At 51.8% G+C, this 16,702-nt stretch carries 16 protein-coding genes and 1 pseudogene; 4 read left to right on the top strand and 13 right to left on the bottom strand.

What is annotated here, in order from left to right; genetic code table 11:
• The first annotated feature begins 75 nt into the window (after positions 1–75).
• Both NSQ24_RS11975 and NSQ24_RS11970 read left to right on the top strand, forming a co-directional pair.
• Positions 76–1,356, top strand: a complete 1,281-nt coding sequence (locus tag NSQ24_RS11975) for an ArsB/NhaD family transporter (protein WP_122958407.1) — start codon at positions 76–78, stop codon at positions 1,354–1,356.
• Positions 1,357–1,371: 15 nt separating this feature from the next.
• Positions 1,372–1,647: a hypothetical protein gene (locus NSQ24_RS11970; RefSeq protein WP_003387149.1), complete on the top strand. Its 276-nt coding sequence runs from the start codon at positions 1,372–1,374 to the stop codon at positions 1,645–1,647.
• A gap of 259 nt (positions 1,648–1,906) precedes the next feature.
• Here the strand turns inward: NSQ24_RS11970 and NSQ24_RS11965 are convergent, their stop codons facing one another.
• From NSQ24_RS11965 to NSQ24_RS11935, 7 genes are all read right to left on the bottom strand, one after another.
• Positions 1,907–3,043, bottom strand: a complete 1,137-nt coding sequence (locus NSQ24_RS11965) for an HAD hydrolase-like protein (protein ID WP_122958409.1) — start codon at positions 3,041–3,043, stop codon at positions 1,907–1,909.
• Between the two features lie 19 nt (positions 3,044–3,062).
• Positions 3,063–4,841 carry an ATP-binding protein gene (locus NSQ24_RS11960; RefSeq protein WP_122958410.1) on the bottom strand — a complete coding sequence of 593 codons (1,779 nt, stop codon included), beginning with the start codon at positions 4,839–4,841 and terminating at the stop codon, positions 3,063–3,065.
• Complete coding sequence (locus NSQ24_RS11955; RefSeq protein ID WP_003387153.1) at positions 4,842–5,558, bottom strand: response regulator transcription factor; 717 nt, start codon at positions 5,556–5,558, stop codon at positions 4,842–4,844.
• Positions 5,559–5,661: 103 nt separating this feature from the next.
• The gene (gene ccsB / locus NSQ24_RS11950; RefSeq protein ID WP_003387154.1) at positions 5,662–6,891 is read right to left on the bottom strand and encodes a c-type cytochrome biogenesis protein CcsB; all 1,230 of its coding nucleotides are present in this window, start codon (positions 6,889–6,891) and stop codon (positions 5,662–5,664) included.
• Between the two features lie 24 nt (positions 6,892–6,915).
• A complete protein-coding gene (locus tag NSQ24_RS11945) occupies positions 6,916–8,544 on the bottom strand; it encodes a cytochrome c biogenesis protein ResB (RefSeq protein WP_003387155.1) in 1,629 nt (542 codons plus the stop codon).
• 8 nt (positions 8,545–8,552) lie between these two features.
• Positions 8,553–9,080 (bottom strand): thiol-disulfide oxidoreductase ResA, encoded by a 528-nt coding sequence (resA, locus tag NSQ24_RS11940; protein WP_031931834.1) that lies wholly within the window; start codon positions 9,078–9,080, stop codon positions 8,553–8,555.
• Positions 9,081–9,241: 161 nt separating this feature from the next.
• On the bottom strand, positions 9,242–9,991 hold the full coding sequence (locus NSQ24_RS11935; protein WP_003387157.1) for a pseudouridine synthase: 750 nt from the start codon (positions 9,989–9,991) through the stop codon (positions 9,242–9,244).
• A gap of 169 nt (positions 9,992–10,160) precedes the next feature.
• On the opposite strand from NSQ24_RS11935, the pseudogene NSQ24_RS11930 reads away from it, so the two are divergent.
• A pseudogene (locus NSQ24_RS11930) lies at positions 10,161–11,532 on the top strand (MATE family efflux transporter).
• Positions 11,533–11,672: 140 nt separating this feature from the next.
• Positions 11,673–12,122: a MarR family transcriptional regulator gene (locus NSQ24_RS11925; RefSeq protein ID WP_003387160.1), complete on the top strand. Its 450-nt coding sequence runs from the start codon at positions 11,673–11,675 to the stop codon at positions 12,120–12,122.
• A 122-nt stretch (positions 12,123–12,244) separates the two neighbouring features.
• Here the strand turns inward: NSQ24_RS11925 and NSQ24_RS11920 are convergent, their stop codons facing one another.
• From NSQ24_RS11920 to NSQ24_RS11895, 6 genes are all read right to left on the bottom strand, one after another.
• Positions 12,245–12,778, bottom strand: coding sequence for a spore maturation protein (locus NSQ24_RS11920; protein WP_003387161.1), 534 nt, complete (start codon positions 12,776–12,778; stop codon positions 12,245–12,247).
• A gap of 12 nt (positions 12,779–12,790) precedes the next feature.
• A complete protein-coding gene (locus NSQ24_RS11915; RefSeq protein ID WP_003387162.1) occupies positions 12,791–13,381 on the bottom strand; it encodes a nucleoside recognition domain-containing protein in 591 nt (196 codons plus the stop codon).
• Complete coding sequence (locus NSQ24_RS11910) at positions 13,374–14,540, bottom strand: D-alanyl-D-alanine carboxypeptidase family protein (protein WP_031931830.1); 1,167 nt, start codon at positions 14,538–14,540, stop codon at positions 13,374–13,376. Before NSQ24_RS11910 ends, NSQ24_RS11915 begins: the two co-directional genes overlap by 8 nt.
• 87 nt (positions 14,541–14,627) lie before the next feature.
• Positions 14,628–15,212, bottom strand: a complete 585-nt coding sequence (gene scpB, locus NSQ24_RS11905) for an SMC-Scp complex subunit ScpB (protein ID WP_003387165.1) — start codon at positions 15,210–15,212, stop codon at positions 14,628–14,630.
• 3 nt (positions 15,213–15,215) lie between these two features.
• On the bottom strand, positions 15,216–15,971 hold the full coding sequence (locus tag NSQ24_RS11900; protein WP_003387167.1) for a segregation/condensation protein A: 756 nt from the start codon (positions 15,969–15,971) through the stop codon (positions 15,216–15,218).
• Between the two features lie 21 nt (positions 15,972–15,992).
• Positions 15,993–16,667, bottom strand: a complete 675-nt coding sequence (locus tag NSQ24_RS11895) for a site-2 protease family protein (protein ID WP_003387168.1) — start codon at positions 16,665–16,667, stop codon at positions 15,993–15,995.
• Between the last annotated feature and the right edge of the window lie 35 nt (positions 16,668–16,702).

Here is a 16,702-nt window from a genome sequence, read left to right as displayed (position 1 = left end):
GCTCTTCCTTTACCCATATTAAAGTTATCGTTATAATTATATCCAGACTAATCCATTCACCGAGAGGAGATTCTTATGGCCACACAAGCGATAATCGCAATCGGCATCTTTTTGGTTACATATGCCTTCATTATCAGCGAAAAGCTTCACCGTACCATTGTCGCCATGTTTGGCGGAATCCTGATGATCCTGTTTGGCGTCATCGATCAGGAGCAGGCCGTGCATCACATTGATTTCAACACCCTCGGCCTTTTGATCGGCATGATGATCCTTGTCGCCATTACAGCGCAAACAGGCGTGTTCAAGTACATGGCGATTCGTGCTGCCAAGGCCGCGAAGGGAGATCCCCTGCGTATCCTGATCTATCTGAGTCTCATTACAGCAGCCGCATCTGCTTTCCTCGACAACGTGACGACTGTTCTGCTGATCGTACCGGTCACATTCAGCATTGCAAGACAACTGCAGGTCAATCCTCTCCCCTATCTGATCTCGGAGATCATTGCCTCGAACGTCGGAGGAACGGCAACGCTGATCGGCGACCCACCGAACATCATGATCGGAAGCTCTGTGCCTGAGCTGGATTTCATGGCGTTTCTGACAAACCTGGCTCCAGTCGTTATCGTCATTATGATTGTAACCGTTTTCTGTTTTGCTCTGATCTATCGAAAGGATCTCAAGACGACGCCGGAACTGAAAACAAAAATTATGAGCCTCAATGAGCTGGATGAGATCACAGACTCCAAGCTGCTCAAAAAATCGCTCACCGTCCTTGGACTTACGATTGTCGGCTTCATGCTCCACGGAATGCTGCATCTCGAATCCGCAACGATTGCCCTTACCGGCGCCTTCCTGCTCCTGCTCATCACTGGTGAGCACTATTTGGAAGAGGCTATCAGCAAAGTGGAATGGACAACCATCTTCTTCTTCGTAGGTCTGTTCGTACTCGTCTCCGGATTGGTGGAAACAGGCGTAATCGCGAAGCTGGCCGCAGAAGCGATCAACCTGACTGGCGGAGATGCCATGAAGACTTCGTTTTTGATCCTCTGGTTGAGTGCGATTGCATCGGCGTTCGTCGACAATATCCCGTTTGTCGCCACGATGATTCCGATGATCAAGGAGATGGGCGCACTGGGAATTACCAATCTGGAGCCGCTCTGGTGGAGCCTGGCATTGGGTGCGTGTCTCGGCGGCAACGGTACGCTGATTGGCGCGAGTGCAAACGTGATTGTGGCCGGCTTGGCGGCCAAGGAAGGACATCACATCAGTTTCGTCGGCTTCCTGAAGGTCGCTTTTCCGCTGATGATCATGTCCATCATCCTGTCGCACGCATACATTTTCCTGCGCTACTTTTTCTAATAAGGAGGATCGGGTATGGTTGCATATACGTTTGATCAGTCCCTGATCGAGATTCAGGAAACGGAAAATGAAAACGATGTTACCTTCTCCATCGAAGTGAAGTCCGAAGACATGCGCAATCGTCTGAAGCAGGTTCGCTCCTATTTTGAGGACAACAAGGACTATACCGATGCCTTTTTCTACTCCCGTCAAGGCGGCTCTTACGAAGTGATCGTGCGTAAGGATGCGGTTATTCCTTTCCTCGTACAAGCCTTCCGCTTCCGCTGTCTGGAATCTCTTCAATGGAAGTAATCAACGAATTTCACTATTAATTGAAAGCAATTGATTGAAAGCATACGAAAAGCCGGTTCTCTGCGACCCGGCTTTTTTTATTTTTTCACGCATTCGTCATCGCTTGCGATGAGTCCCAAGCAACCTTTTTTTACTGTCTGACTGCATCCATGCAGCGCCGCGACGCAAGCTGGGAGACGGCTGGAAATGACCCTAACAGCCCCTGATCCTCATTTAAAAAGCCCCGCCAACCACTGCTGACGGAGCCAAACACTTGCCATTATTCAAGAATCGAGAGAATGTCGCGAACATCGTCTAAAATATAGTCCGCTTTTGCGCTTTCGAATTTGCTCCGTGCCGCCTTTCCGGACAAACCTGTCAGTGTTGCAGCAAAACGGCATCCCATCGCCTGTGCAGCCAGCATATCTGCGGGGGAATCTCCGACGATCAACACTTCGTCCCCGTTTGGAACAGGCAGTGCAAAGCTATGAACTTCGCTGTTTGGCGTATCCAGGCCGAGCAGTCCTTTTACATAGCAGAATGGATGCGGCTTGGACAAAGGCGCGTGGGCCGGTGATTCCTTTTCTGCTTCCAGCACATGTGTCGCCGTCACGACACGGTTGGGATCAAACCACTCCAGCAGCTTCAGCTCTCCCAGCGGCACGTGCGTTTCGATAGACGGACGGCCTGTGCCGATTCCCAATGTGTAGCCCTTCTCTTTTAGTGTCCGGAACAGCTGAATCATCTCTTCCGGGCTGACAATCGGGATTTCATCATTCAGAAAGCCTTTCTTGCCGGGCTGCATCGTTTCACGGCCAATCGAAGCCGCGATACGGTCATCACCCAGGTACCACTCCTGAAAGGTCTCCTGGCAGAGCTGCCAGAGGTCGCTGTTTCTGGAAAAGACGTTGGTGACGACACCACACCGTTCGCGGGCGATCTGGTTGAGATACAGGAGCATTTCCGCCTTCTGGGCATTCCCGCGGGAAAAGTCGGTAGTAAACTTCGCATACTCGATCGCAAAGTCCGGAGCGTACTCTTTCGCCCATTCAGCCAGACGCGCCAGCTCTGCACGATTGATTTGTCCAGTCAAAAGATCGGTGACCTTTTGGCCCAATTCCGCTTTCAGCCGCTCACAGAGTCTGATGATCTGGTAGGCAACAGTCAAGTAGACCATATCCCAGTTGGAGTTGATCCCTCGCGACTTGATGAAATTGAGCACTTCGTCATTCGCAAAAACGAGTTCGCGGACGCGGCGGATGTCTTTTTCTTCCGGTGAAGCGGTAAAGATATCGCCGCTCAACCCGAGATAGAGAGGGCTGTGCAGAAATTCCCACACGGTTAACGCCGAGGCGTCAAAATAGCGCTCTTCGCTCAACATAACACCGTCTACATCAAACAGGATGGTTTTGATCATTCTCTCTCACTCCTCTAAATTATTTCTGTTTCTGTTTGTCAGGCAGGGCTATCGTAAAGGTCGTCCCTTCTCCCAGCTTGCTCTGTACGCCAATCGTGCCTCCGTGCGCCTCGACAATGTTCTTGGCGATTGCCAGGCCCAGACCCGTCCCCCCGGCTTTTCCCCGGGTGCGAGCCTTGTCTGCCTTGTAAAAGCGTTCGAAGACAAACGGAAGGTCTTCCTGGGGAATGCCGCTGCCTGTATCGTTTACTTCCAGGAGGAGTGTCCGATCGCCGCGCGCCCGCAACGTGACATTACCGTTCTCCGGGGTATGGCGGATCGCGTTGTCGATCAAATTGGTCAGCACCTGCTCCATTTTGTCCGGATCGATCCAGATGCTCGTGACAGATGTGTTGATTTCCAGGAGGAGGTGAATCTTTTGCTCCCTGGCCAGATTGACAAACTTGCGCTGAATCCGTTCCAGATACGGGCTGACCTCGACCTTTTCCAGCGAGACCTCCACATGGCCGGCCTCCATCCTTGCCAGATTGAGAAGCTCATTTACCAGCTTGGTCATGCGTACGGACTCGTCGTAAATGATCTGTGCCAGTTCCTTGTGCTCCTCGGGGGTAGCGGCGATGTCATCCACGATCGCTTCGCTATACCCTTGAAGCATCGACAGCGGCGTTCGCAGCTCATGTGAAACATTGGCCACGAAGTCATTGCGCATCTTGTCCAGCTTGCGCTCACGGGTCACCTCGCGGACGACGGCAACCGCCCCGCGGATTTGCTCGCGATCCGTGAGCGGAATCATCACCAGTGACCAGATTCGCCCCTGTGCCGGGATTTCATCTGTCACTTCCTGCCCTGTCTGTACAACCATTTGATAGAACGGGAACAATGGGATAGGCTCGTCTGGATGCTCATAAGTCCAGTCCCGCAAAAAGTGCTCGGCCGGAGGGTTCGTAACGGCAATTTTTCCTTGCTCGTCGATCATGATGACACCGTCAACCATGCTCCTCAAAACACTTGCGAGCTGTTCCTTTTCCTTGGACAAGGCGTCGACCAGCTTGTTCAGATGACTAGCCATGCTGTTGAAAGAAGCCGCCAACTCCCCGATCTCGTCGTTCGTGCGGATGGGGATTTCGGCATGGAAGTCGCCTTCCGCGATGCGGTGGGCTGTCTCTTTCATCTGCCGAAGCGGAAAGGTAATCCGTGAAGACAGGAAGAAGGCAAAGACCGTTGTGGAAATAAAACCGATCACGCCTACTACGAATATCAGCTTTCTGACTTCCTTCACGGTATCGTCAAAATCTTCAATCGCCTGATACATAACAAGTGCGCCCTGCTTGTCCTTCGACAGCTCGATCGGAACAGCCACAGCCAATAGCTGCACGGCTCCATTTCGGTCCGCCGGATTGTGCGAAAAGATAATTCGTTCAGGCGTATGGTGCTTGCCCTGCAGCGCTTCGCCCAGCTTCAGCTCCGGCGCTTCCAGCAGCTGCTCAACAGGGATAAACGAAAAATCGTTTCCCTCGCTCGCCCCGATCGGCTTCCCTTTTTCGTCCACCATGATCAGTCCGGTGCGGTGCACGGCGGAAAAGCTGGCTGCTACTGAGAGAGCCGTCGTTTTATCGGTATAGGCCGACAAGGTTTGCGAGAGGCCTTCTGCCACGTTTTGCAAATTTTTCGTTTGTCGTTGAAAGTAAAAGCTGTCAAAGGACTGTACGATCATCAGACTGAACAGCGTCAGTACGAGAGCGAAAAGCGCGATGATGGTCATCCATAGTTTTCCAACTACGCTGCGAACAATATCCACTTACTTTGGCACCTCAAGCTTGTAGCCGACGCCCCAGACCGTCGCGATCATTTGCGCGGCTGCCGGCGACACGCGGTTCAGTTTTTCCCGAAGCCGTTTGATATGCGTGTCCACTGTGCGCAAATCGCCAAAAAACTCGTAGTGCCAGACGTCTTTCAGCAGCTCTTCGCGAGTGAACACCTTGTCGGGTGAAAGCGCCAAATAATGCAGCAGCTCGTATTCCTTTGGTGTCAAGCTGACCTCCTGTCCGCTTGCAATCACCTTATGCGCGTCGTGATCAATCGTCAGCTCCGGAAAAACGAGAACGGAGTGGCTGTTATAGGTCTCTGTCTTGAGATAAGCCGTTGCTGAAGAACGGCGGAGGATCGCTTTTACACGATAAACGACTTCACGCGGGCTGAACGGTTTGATCACATAGTCATCTACGCCAGCCTCGAAGCCGTGAACGCGATTCGTTTCCTCGCCTTTTGCCGTAAGCATGATGATCGGCGTCGCTTTTCGCTCGCGGATCTTTTGGCATACTTCAATTCCATCCATCCCAGGCAGCATCAGATCAAGCAAAATAATATCGTAATCGGATGTCAAAGCCATCTCCAACGCCTGTTCGCCGTTATCGGCCTCGTCAATCAGAAAAGATTCGCGCTCCAAATACATTCTCAGCAGGCGACGAATGCGCTCCTCGTCGTCAACGACCAAAATGCTTGCTGTTTTTTCCATAAGATCACCTCGTGGCTCCCTTTAAATTCGATCTGTTTCAACAACCGGATGATAGTCTAAAAAGCTGGCATCAAAACCAGCTTTTTAGACATCCAGTTTTCCCTTACACGCCTGCGTAAGAATGCAATCCGGCAATCACCAGATTGACGACGACAAGCGTTATTAAAATGATGACAAATCCGATGACAGACATCCAGGCGGATTTCGCCCCGATCCATCCCCGCGACAAGCGCAAATGCAGGTATGCGCTGTAGAACAGCCATACGATCAGCGCCCATACCTCTTTAGGGTCCCAGCCCCAGAAGCGTCCCCAGGCTTCTTCTGCCCAGATCATCGCGAAGATCAAGGCGCCCAGCGTAAATACGGGGTATCCGATACTGATCGCCCGGTAGCTGATCTCATCGATCAACTCGGGGTCAATGTCTTTGACGGCTGGCTGCATAGCCGCCCCCAACCGTTTGCGCAGGATCAAGCGCAATCCCCCGTACAAAACCAAACCGGAAATCACGGACCAGATCATCGTGTTGAGCTTTCGAGCCGCGTCTTTTCCTTCCATCCAGCTCGGAGCTGTAAACAGCGGTGTCATGGGACCTGCCTGGATAATCTTCGATCCTTCCGGAGCGACGATTGCAGGCAGCGTATACTCTACCTTCATTTTCTCCATTTCACCCTGAAAGTTCAATTGTTCTTTTGGCAATTCGAATACTGTTTTGTGATCCAGGCGCGAAAAAGTAGATTCCATACCGATAAAGCCCACCAGCATCATGACGACTGCCAGAACAATTTCAAGCCAGCGCGTGCTTTTGGTAGCCGCTTCTTGCGGTACCGTACGCACCAGATACATCAAGCCTGCGGCAAAGCCGACAGCGAGAATCCCTTCTCCCAAAGCTGCCGTCGTCACGTGAATATGCAGCCAGTAGCTTTGCAGAGCAGGAATCAAAGGCGTGATTTCCTTTGGAAAAACGTAGGAATAAGCAAGCATGATAACACCGAGCGGCAGAACGAACGCGCCGATCACGGTAAGCTTGTAAATACGATAAATAATCAGATACGCAAGGATAATACAGTAATCCAGGAAGGCCATAAATTCAAACATGTTGCTCGTCGGGCTGTGGCCCCCTGCGATCCAACGGAAAATGACGTACCCAGTCTGGGCGATAAAGCCGATGAGCGCCAGCCAATAGGCGATCCGGCCGTATTTTAATTCATGCTGCTTGGGATCGCGTCCCGCCCAATTTTTCCCCGTCATGGCTACGACAAAAACGATGGACGCCAACACGTACAGCACGAAAGCAATATCCAGCAACCAATCACTTAATTGTACAAGCTGCACGTCTAAAAACCTCCTCAAAGCTGTTTACGCTTTTGATTTATCTTCGATCGCAATCGGCAGTTTGGCTTGCTCGATCATCGCCCCCGCCTCCTGTTTCAAACCGTACCAGTTCTTGTTGGTATGTCCGGCCAACATGACTCTGGTGCCATGGAACTGGAGCCAGATGCGTCGGTGCTGCCAAAAGAATCCCATCGCCACGCCGATCATGAAGATAAAGGAGCCGAAATAGATGAGCGGAACAGCCTTGTCCTTGCGAACCATCAAACCGCTGATGTCGATCAGATCCGGCATTTTTATTTCAAGTGTATAGCGGGAGTCGTCTTTTTCCGTAATAATCGATCCGCTCAGATAGACCAGCTTTTCTGAAGCGTTGTCCGCCTCCGAGACAACTTCGAGCGCAAACATCGGGTTTTTCGGCAAATTCGTCTGGGTCGCCGGCTTCCCGTCTTTTCCCATCACAAAGTCAGGGAAGTAATCCAGGACGCGAACCTTGACACCATCTGCGACCTGTTGCTCAGCCGGGACATTGTAGAGATCCAGCTTGATCGGTCCGATCTCCTTGTTGCCGGCCTTTTTGTCGACCAGAACAAAATTCAAGGCTCCCAGCTGCATTTCCTGAACGCCAGTTTGATAAAGGGCCAGTCCTTCGTGTTCCATCGGGTGGTTGACGATGATCGGACCGCTTTTGATCTCGACCAGATCCGGGTTGGCCCCTGGCAGATCAGCATTTTTGTTGAGGTAGAGGATGGCGTCTGTCTGGTAACTCTTTACGACGGCTCCGCCTTTGAGATCCAGCTCCTGAGCCATTTCCTCCTCTTTCCAGTACTCTGTGTGATACTGAACATTTTTGACGTAGTACGGCGTGTCCGGGATCGCTATGGTCTGCCCTTCGCGTACCCAGACGAATTCGTCCAGATAGAAGCCCGGGACATTCCGAAGCAGCACACCAAGCAAGAAGATGATCAGACCGATGTGGTTGATGTACGGGCCCCATCGGCTGAAACGGCCTTTTTCCGCCATCATCGCTTGATCGTTTTGGAAAATCCGGTATCCCTTTTTCCGCAATGCTGCCGAAGCGGCTTCCACCAATGCGGCGGAGTCTGTTTCTGCAGGCAATTCGGCTTCGCCGTAAAATTTCTGTCCTTTCAAAAAGGACTTGTGCTGATTGACGCGCGGTTTGCTCAGCGCCTTGTACAAAGGGATAACCCGGTCCAGACTGCAGATCACAAGCGACGTACCCAGCGCTACCAAGAGCGTGACGTACCACCAGGATGAGTACATATTGTGGAAGCCCAGGGTATAGTAGATCGTTCCCAGCTTTCCGTATGTTTCGGTGTAAAACCTCGCGACGTCCGGCTCTGTCGGAACCGGAACAGGAATATATTGCTGTTGGGGGAAAACGGTTCCAATTGCCGAAGCGACTAAAATAATAACGATAATGCCGATAGCAACCTTTACCGAGGAGAAGTAGTTCCAGATACGGTCGATGATGGTCCGGGAGTACGTCTGTGAACGGCGAGCCATCCCTTCATAGCGCATGTCCGGGAACGATGCTTCTCCTTTGATCTCCAATTCCAGCGGCCTGCCGCACGACTCGCAGAGCATGGTTCCGACCGGATTGGCATGACCGCATTCGCATTTTATCTGATCCATATTGCTCCTCACTTAGGCAAGATTTTTGCCACTTTTTGTGTAATCATGTCCTCGTTGAGCGGTCCCAAAAAGATTTCCTGCACCTTTCCATCCGGGTCGATGAAAAATGTGCTGGGAATTGGAACGATTCGATAGAGCTTGGTAATCTCCGATTGCTTATCCATCAGGATCGGGAACGTAATCCCGAATTGCTTCGTAAACGGCTCAACTGTAACAGGAGATTCTCCGATATTCACCCCGAGGATGACCAAGCCTTTGTCCTTGTAAGCCTCATACTGCTTCTGAAGATCTGGCATCTCTTTTTTGCATGGTTCGCACCAGGTACCCCAGAAGTTGAGAATGACGCCTTTTCCTCTGAAATCCGACAACGTGACAGCCGGGCCGTTCAACTGCTCCAGGCTGAAGTTGGGGGCTTCCTTCCCTACTTTGACTGCATTGGGGTCCTTGACGAAACTGGTATAAACGGCGAAGACGAGCGCCGCCAGCAAAACACCCAGGATCGCCACCCTGATGTATGTACGATTCTTTTTGTCCATTCTGCCCTAGCTCCCATCCTGCATCTTTTGGGTAACCAGATAAACGGTTCGGCGGTATGCAGCTCTCGTTTGTTACCCATATTTCCCTTCTATTATAGCCTTGCTTTTTTTTCTGACAGCCTACAACATATGAACAGATTTTGAACGTCGCAAAAAACGGCTTAACGATGCCGTTTCCTTCTTTTTGGACCCGCCGAAAGTCCGCTCTTTATTTTCTCTACCTCAGCAGAAGTAAGCGGGCGATACTGCCCCGGCTGCAAGCCCTCCAATGTCAAAAAACCCAACTGGATGCGCTCCAGACTCAATACCGGATGGCCTATCGCTTCGCACATCCGGCGCACCTGCCGATTTCGTCCTTCGTGGATGGTGAGCTCCAGCAGTGAACGGTCACGAGCCGAAGTTGTTTTCAGCAGCTTGGCCTGTGCCGGCGCGGTCATTCCGTCCTCCAGCCTGATCCCGCTCTCGAGCTGGCTCACTTTCTCTCTGGCAGGAACCCCTTTGACCCATGCCCTGTACACTTTGTCCATCTCATAGGAGGGATGGGTGAGCATATGAGCCATTTCTCCGTCGTTCGTCAAGAGCAGCAGACCTGACGTATCGTAATCGAGACGCCCGACTGGATAGACGCGCTCTTTGATTCCTTTTAGCAAATCGACCACGACCCGTCTTCCCTGCGGATCCGAGACGCTGGTGATGTAGCCGGTGGGCTTGTACAGCAAGACGTATATCTTCCTTTCGAGATGCACCAGCTTTCCATCGACCTTGATCTTGTCGTTATCCGGATCAACCCGTGTCCCCAGTTCCTTCACGATCTGACCGTTGACTTGAACCCTGCCTTGGACGATCAGCTCCTCGCAATGTCGACGAGAGGCAACTCCTGCATTTGCCAGCACCTTCTGTAAACGTTCCATGTCGAATCACCTCTACAACATCATACCCATTCTTACCAGTGTGGACAAGAACAACGGAAAATCTCCCTGCTGGTTTGCAAGTTTCTTCAAGTGGGTTGACAACGAGGCATAAATATATTAGAGTTTAGTTAAGTTAACTTAACCATATAGAAACAGGAGCTTGTTTATCATGACAGATACTAGCGTAAAATTGCGAGAAACACCTATCAGAAAGCTTTTCATTTCGTATTTGATTCCCTCTGTCCTCGGCATGCTGCTGATGTCGATCAATATCGTCGTCGATGGCATCTTTGTCGGGCACGGTGTGGGACCTAACGGTTTGGCCGGGGTCAATATCGCGGTCCCCGCTTTCTCTATCTTTCTCTCCATCTCACTCTGGATCGGGATGGGCGGGGCTACCATGTACTCGATCGCTCTGGGACAAAATGAAATCAAGCAAGCAAGCGAGAACGATCTTTTCTCACGCCATAGCACTTGCTGTTTTCCTCGTAGCTTCCATTACCGCCCTTTGTCTATGGAAGCTCGATGAGATTGCCTATCTGTTCGGAGCAAACGAAGTCATCCTTCCCTACGTTCGGGATTATTTGACTGTGCTCCTGGCCTTTGGCTTTGTCTACGTACTGGAAAATATCTTGAGTGTCTTTGTCCGCAATGACGGAAACCCGACTCTTTCGATGGCTTCATTGATCGTCACAGCGATCCTGAACATTTTGTTCAACTATGTGTTCATTTTCATTTGGGGCATGGGTGTGAAAGGGGCGGCGGCTGCTACGGTCCTGTCTGCGGCAGTCGGCTTTCTCGTCTTGCTGACCCATTTTCTCAGAAGGAGCAGCACTCTGCGGGTCGTTGCCTTCCGCTTGCAGCCGAAAATCTTCAAAGACATCCTGAGCATCGGATTTCCCAGCTTTGTCGCTGAAGCGTCGACAGCAATCGTGACCATCGGGTTCAACATCGCTTTCATGAAAGCGATGGGTGAAACTGGTGTCGCTTCCTACGCGATCGTGAACTACATCCACGCCGTCATGGTTCTGTTGTTCCTGGGCATTGGCGCAGCGCTGCAGCCGATCGCCAGCTTCCATTTTGGAGCAGGTCTTTTCGGAAGGCTGAAAAAAAGCCTGAGGCTCGGTGTGCAGACCGCCTTGGTTGCCGGAGTTGTCGCCGTCTGCTGCGGATTTGTATTTGCCGGCCCGCTCGTCAATTTGTTCGACGTCCAGTCTGAAGAGCTCTTTACTCTTACGGTAAAAGGGATAGGCATGTTCTTTCTGGCGTACCTGTTTCTCGGATACAACCTGGTTTACGCCGAATATTTCCAGTCTATTGGACAAATAAAAAAATCGCTAGTGATCATTGCCAGCCAGGGATTGCTTCTCGTCCCTCCGTTTCTATGGCTGTTCCCGAAATGGTTTGGAGTAGACGGGATCTGGTTTGTCTACCCTGCCGTTCAGGCAGTTACCGCTCTCGCAGTTGTTTTCATAAACCGATTGCAACAGCCGGTGCCGACCAGTCCTACTGTCGCTGCAGGCTGGGGCAGCAAGCAATGACCGCCACGTCGCATTGTCTTCGTTGCTGATGATGTTTCAATGGAAAGCCTGTACGAACCATGACCTTATCGTTACAATAATAAGGATGGTTATGTTCTTCACTTATGCCGTTCATTCTACTTTTCTCAGGAGTGTTGCGGATGTTCGAGCAATATCAGCAGGTAACAACCGAATTGCACAAGGCGATTGACGAGTTTAACGCCTTGATTTTAAACGATACCAAAGAGCTGGATCAGTATAAGCTGACTGCGCAGCAGGAGATTATCATGCTGCAAATCATTCAAAGGGACGAGATCACCTCCAATGAGCTGGCCAACAGCTTCAACATCTCCAAAAGCGCAGTCAGCCAGGTCATCTCGAAGCTGGAAAGCCGCCAGCTGATATACCGCCAGCCCAATCCCGCGAACAAGCGCGAGTTTTTTCTCAAGCTGACCGCAGAGGGTGAGCAGTATAAAAAGGTACTTGAGTCGATCGATATGCGACTCATCAATAGCTACTATTCAAAGGTCGATCTCGACGAGCTTCAGCAGGTCGTACGGACGATGAAGAAGCTTGTCGATATAGCAAAAACGGTCAATCAGCGCAGTTAACCGCATGTCACCTCGCTTGATCATCCAGGACGAAAAAAGCCAAACGCTCTGCAGCCTTCAGAGTGTTTGGCTTTTCTTTTAATCAGACAAAACACGGATACATCAGCGTGCAGCGAAGCATTTTATCCAAACACGTAGGATACGATCACCAAAGAAAAAATGACCCCGGCCAGGTCGGACCATAGACCCACGCGCAGAGCATAAGCGGAATTGCGAATGCCCACCGCTCCGAAATAGACAGTCAGCACATACAGGGTCGTATCTGTACTTCCTTGCATAGTCGCTGCCAATCTTCCCAAAAATGAGTCCGGGCCGTACTGTGCAATCATATCCGTCGCTACGGCAAGCGATCCTGTCCCGGTAATCGGACGAAGCAAGGCGAGCGGGACGATTTCCTCCGGGACATGCAGCAGCTCCAGCAGCGGCGACATCAGGGAGAGCAGCCATTCCAGCGCACCCGACTCGCGAAACATCGTGACAGCTACCATCATCGCAACCAAGTGGGGCAATATCCGGACTGTGGTGGTCAGGCCCCCCTTTGCCCCGTCTACAAACGTCTCATATACAGGAACGCTCCTGCTCCAGCCATAAACCAAAATAAAGGCGATCATGACCGGGATAGCCCACAGAGAGATCATGGAAATCCATTGGTACATGGCTGCGCCCCCTTATCTTGTTTTGCGTTCGTGACGGTAGCGGTACAGGCGGTCGAGTGTGAGGGCGACAACAGTAGCGCCAAAGGATGCAAGCAAGGTCGTGCCGACAATTTCTACAGGATTGGCTGAGCCGTATTGCATGCGAATAGCAATCATCGTCGTCGGTATCAGCGTAATACTGGCGGTATTAATCGCAAGCAGCGTACACATGGCAGGAGTGGCCTTCTGCTTGTCAGGGTTCAGCTTCTGAAGCTCTTCCATCGCCTTCAGTCCCATGGGAGTAGCGGCATTTCCCAGCCCCAGCAGGTTGGCGCTCATATTGGACAGAATGTATCCCATCGCCGGATGGCCTTTCGGCACGTCGGGAAACAGGCGGCTGATAATGGGCGAAAGCAGCCTGGCCAGCCCTTCCAAAAGGCCGCTCTTCTCCGCTATCCGCATCATCCCCATCCAGAACGCCAGGACACTCAACAGGCCAAAGCAGACGGTCACCCCCGTCTTGGCACCCTCGAAAGCCGCCTGGTTCACCGCTTCGATCCGGCCGTTGAGCGCACCAACGACGATACTGATCACGATCAAGGCAAGCCAGATGTAGTTAAGCACTCCACATTCCCCCTGCGATGATCTTCCATACCCTCTCCCAGAAGGTTGGATGATGGCCGCTTTTCGCCATGGTCGGCGAGTCGCCCAGAACCGCGAGCGGAACCTGCCCGATCTGCCGGTCGCCGATAAATATTTGCAAAAAGCCGGCATGACTCCCCGCGAGCGCTTGGCTGACCTGCTTCTCGGTCAAGACAACCTTTTTCTTGATCTGTGCGGTTTCCTCTTTTCGCAGCGGATAAATCCATTCGTTGAGCGCCGCCAGCCTGATCCCCTGGCCCCTGTCGGACAACGCTGTCTCCACGATCTCCCCTTTTTCTACCACGGTGACATTGGAAAACTGCTGAAAGCCCCAATCCATCAACGCCATCGAATCATTCCAGTCATCCGGTGCATTGAGCGTAATCGTTGCCAACTGCCTTCCGTCTCTGGTCGCCGAGGATGCGAGACATCTTTTCGCCAGCTTGGTATAGCCTGTCTTCACGCCGTCTGCGCCCTGGTACAGATGGAGCAATTTGTTCTTGTTTTGCAGCCGGCGGTCGTACTCCTCGCCTTCCCAGGAGATGTTTTTTACTTTCGTGGAAACGATCTGCCGAAAGACGGGATTTTTCAGCGCATAGGCGGACAGCTTTGCCATGTCTTCCGCTGTAGAGTAGTGCATGTTGCTGTCATCAAGTCCATGCGGATTGGTGAAATTGGTGTGACTCATCCCGATCATGGCCGCTTTCTCGTTCATCAGGTAGACAAAACCGGGCACCGAACCGCCAATGTGATGCGCTACAGTAACCGCTGCGTCATTTCCGGAGCGAAGCATCAGTCCGTACAGCAGTTCCTCCAGCGTCAGCTTCTCGCCATTTTTCAAATAAATCGAGGAGCCCTCCACGCCGACAGCTTCCTTCGGCACGCTCACGATATCCTCCAACCGGCCGTTTTCAATCGCAACAATGGCTGTCATCGTCTTCGTCAAGCTGGCAATCCTCATTTTTTTCGAACCGTTTTTGGAATACAGAATCCGACCGCTGGCTACATCGATCAGGGCTGCCGCTTCCGCTGAGATTCCGGGTGCTTTGGATGCGGCTTTCACACTTGCGACATTCGGCGTCCCTAGCAGGAAAAAAAGAAAAACGACGAGCGCGCCGGACAGATATTTCCGTACGTTCATAACGTCCTCCCCATTTTGCGATACCAGTGTTTGTACCAGTATATGGGGACGAGTTATTCAATAGTACCGAATCTGTCCTGGACGAAGCTAGTCGTTTACGGGTTCTTCCGGGCTGCCAAAGAGTGCTGCAGCCTCCATTCTCGCTTCTTCAATATTTAAACTGACCGGCGGTTCCGGCAAATCGCTCAGTTCGCGCAGCCCGAAATGCTCGAGAAATTCTTTCGTCGTGGCATACAAGATGGGACGCCCTACGCCTTCGGCTCTGCCAGCCTCCCGGATCAACTGCTTGGAGAGCAGCGTATTCAGCGCCTTCTCGCATTTTACCCCGCGAATTTCCTCGATTTCCGAACGCGTAATCGGCTGTCTGTAGGCCACGATTGCCAGCGTCTCCAAGGCTGCCTGGGAAAGGGTCGACTGACTGGGGGAAGTAGCGAGTCGTTCAAAGTAGGGAACATGCTCAGGCAGTGTCGTCAATTGATACGCTCTGGCTACCTCGACAATTTGGATCCCTCGCCCGGCTCGGCGAAAATCCGCCTTCATATCCTCGATCAGATCGACAATCGTCTCTTCGGGCACTTCGACGATTTCGCTAATTTGCTTGGCGTCGATTCCCTCATCGCCCGAAATGAACAGCAGCCCCTCAATGACGCCTTTCAGCTTGTCATAATCCATCAGCTAAAGGCCCCCTTCTTTCGATTGTTCACAGATCATGATGTCATGAAACAGCTTGGTTTGTACGCATGTAATGTGCTTGGACTTCATCAGCTCCAGCAAGGCGAGAAATGTCGTGACGATTTCCGTGCGCGTGGCATTCGCTGAAAACAACTGAAAGAAACGAACCATCCCTCCGCCAACCTTCAACAATTGGCGGATTTCCTGCATCCTGTCCTTGATCGAAATTTCATCACGGGATACTTTGGCCACCGGGTCTGTCTGGGTTACCCTTTTTACCAGCTTCTCCAAGGCGTGAAGCAGATCGTACAGCGTTACGTCCTTCACCGTATTTTCCTCTTCGCGCACATAGGGGGCCAAATTTTCCGCCGGACGGGTGAACACCTGGTTGCGGCCTACTTCCATCTCACGCAAATTCTCCGCCAGCATTTTATATCGTTTGTACTCAAGCAGTCGCTGAACGAGCTCTTCGCGGGGATCGATCTCTTCCATTTCCATATCCAGATGAGGCTGGAAGACATGCTCTTCCTTGCGCGGCAATAGCATCTTGCTCTTGATCGACAACAGCGTCGCTGCCATTACCACGAACTCGCTGGCCACGTCCAGTTGAAGCTCTTGCATCGTGTCGATCGTCGCCAAGTACTGCTCGGTGATCTCCGCGATGGGAATGTCGTAAATATCCACTTCCGCCTTGTCGATCAGATGCAAGAGGAGGTCAAGCGGCCCTTCAAAGGAATCAAGTTTGATGCTGTAAGACACGACTTCTCCCTCGTTTCTTGACTAGAACAGCGCTAAAATTGAAAAAGCAATTTCTTCCACGCTCTTCAGGGCTAATTCCAGCGGCACTCCCAGGATCAGCCCCCTGATCGCAGGCAAGAAAATTAACAACAGCAACAGCCACGGGCCGTAAATCTCCCATTTGTAAAAGAAGCTGTCCCACCGGCGCGGCGATAAAAACCGGACGATCTTCGACCCGTCCAGCGGGTGGATCGGCAGCAGGTTAAATACAAACAGCGCGCAGTTGATGACCACACAGTTGACGAGCGTCAATCTGATGGCGAGGCTCATTTTGTCGCTCATGTCCAGCAGTACGCCGGATTGCATCACCACGACGAAAATGACCATGAAAAAGACGGCCAAAATAAAGTTCACGAGCGGTCCCGCCGCTGCAACATAGACGATCCCCAGCCGTTTGTTGCCGCGAAAGTTAATCGGATTGAACGGTACGGGCTTGGCCCAGCCAAAAGGACCGAACAAGATCAAAATCAATCCGAAGGGATCGATGTGCGGAACAGGGTTTAGCGTAAGACGCCCCATTTGTTTCGCGGTGTCGTCTCCCAGTTTCCAGGCGACAAAGGCGTGTGCCCATTCATGCAACGTAAAGGCGATGACAAATGCAATCAGGCGAAAGGGCACCGTCTCCCAATCAAAGTGAAACAAATTCCCAAAGTCCATTCCGTTCTCCTCCGTAAAAAGGCTATCTTCTAGCA

This window comes from Brevibacillus sp. FSL L8-0520, from assembly GCF_037963895.1.
GTDB lineage: Bacteria > Bacillota > Bacilli > Brevibacillales > Brevibacillaceae > Brevibacillus > Brevibacillus borstelensis.
This window is presented reverse-complemented; position numbering and strand designations above follow the sequence as displayed.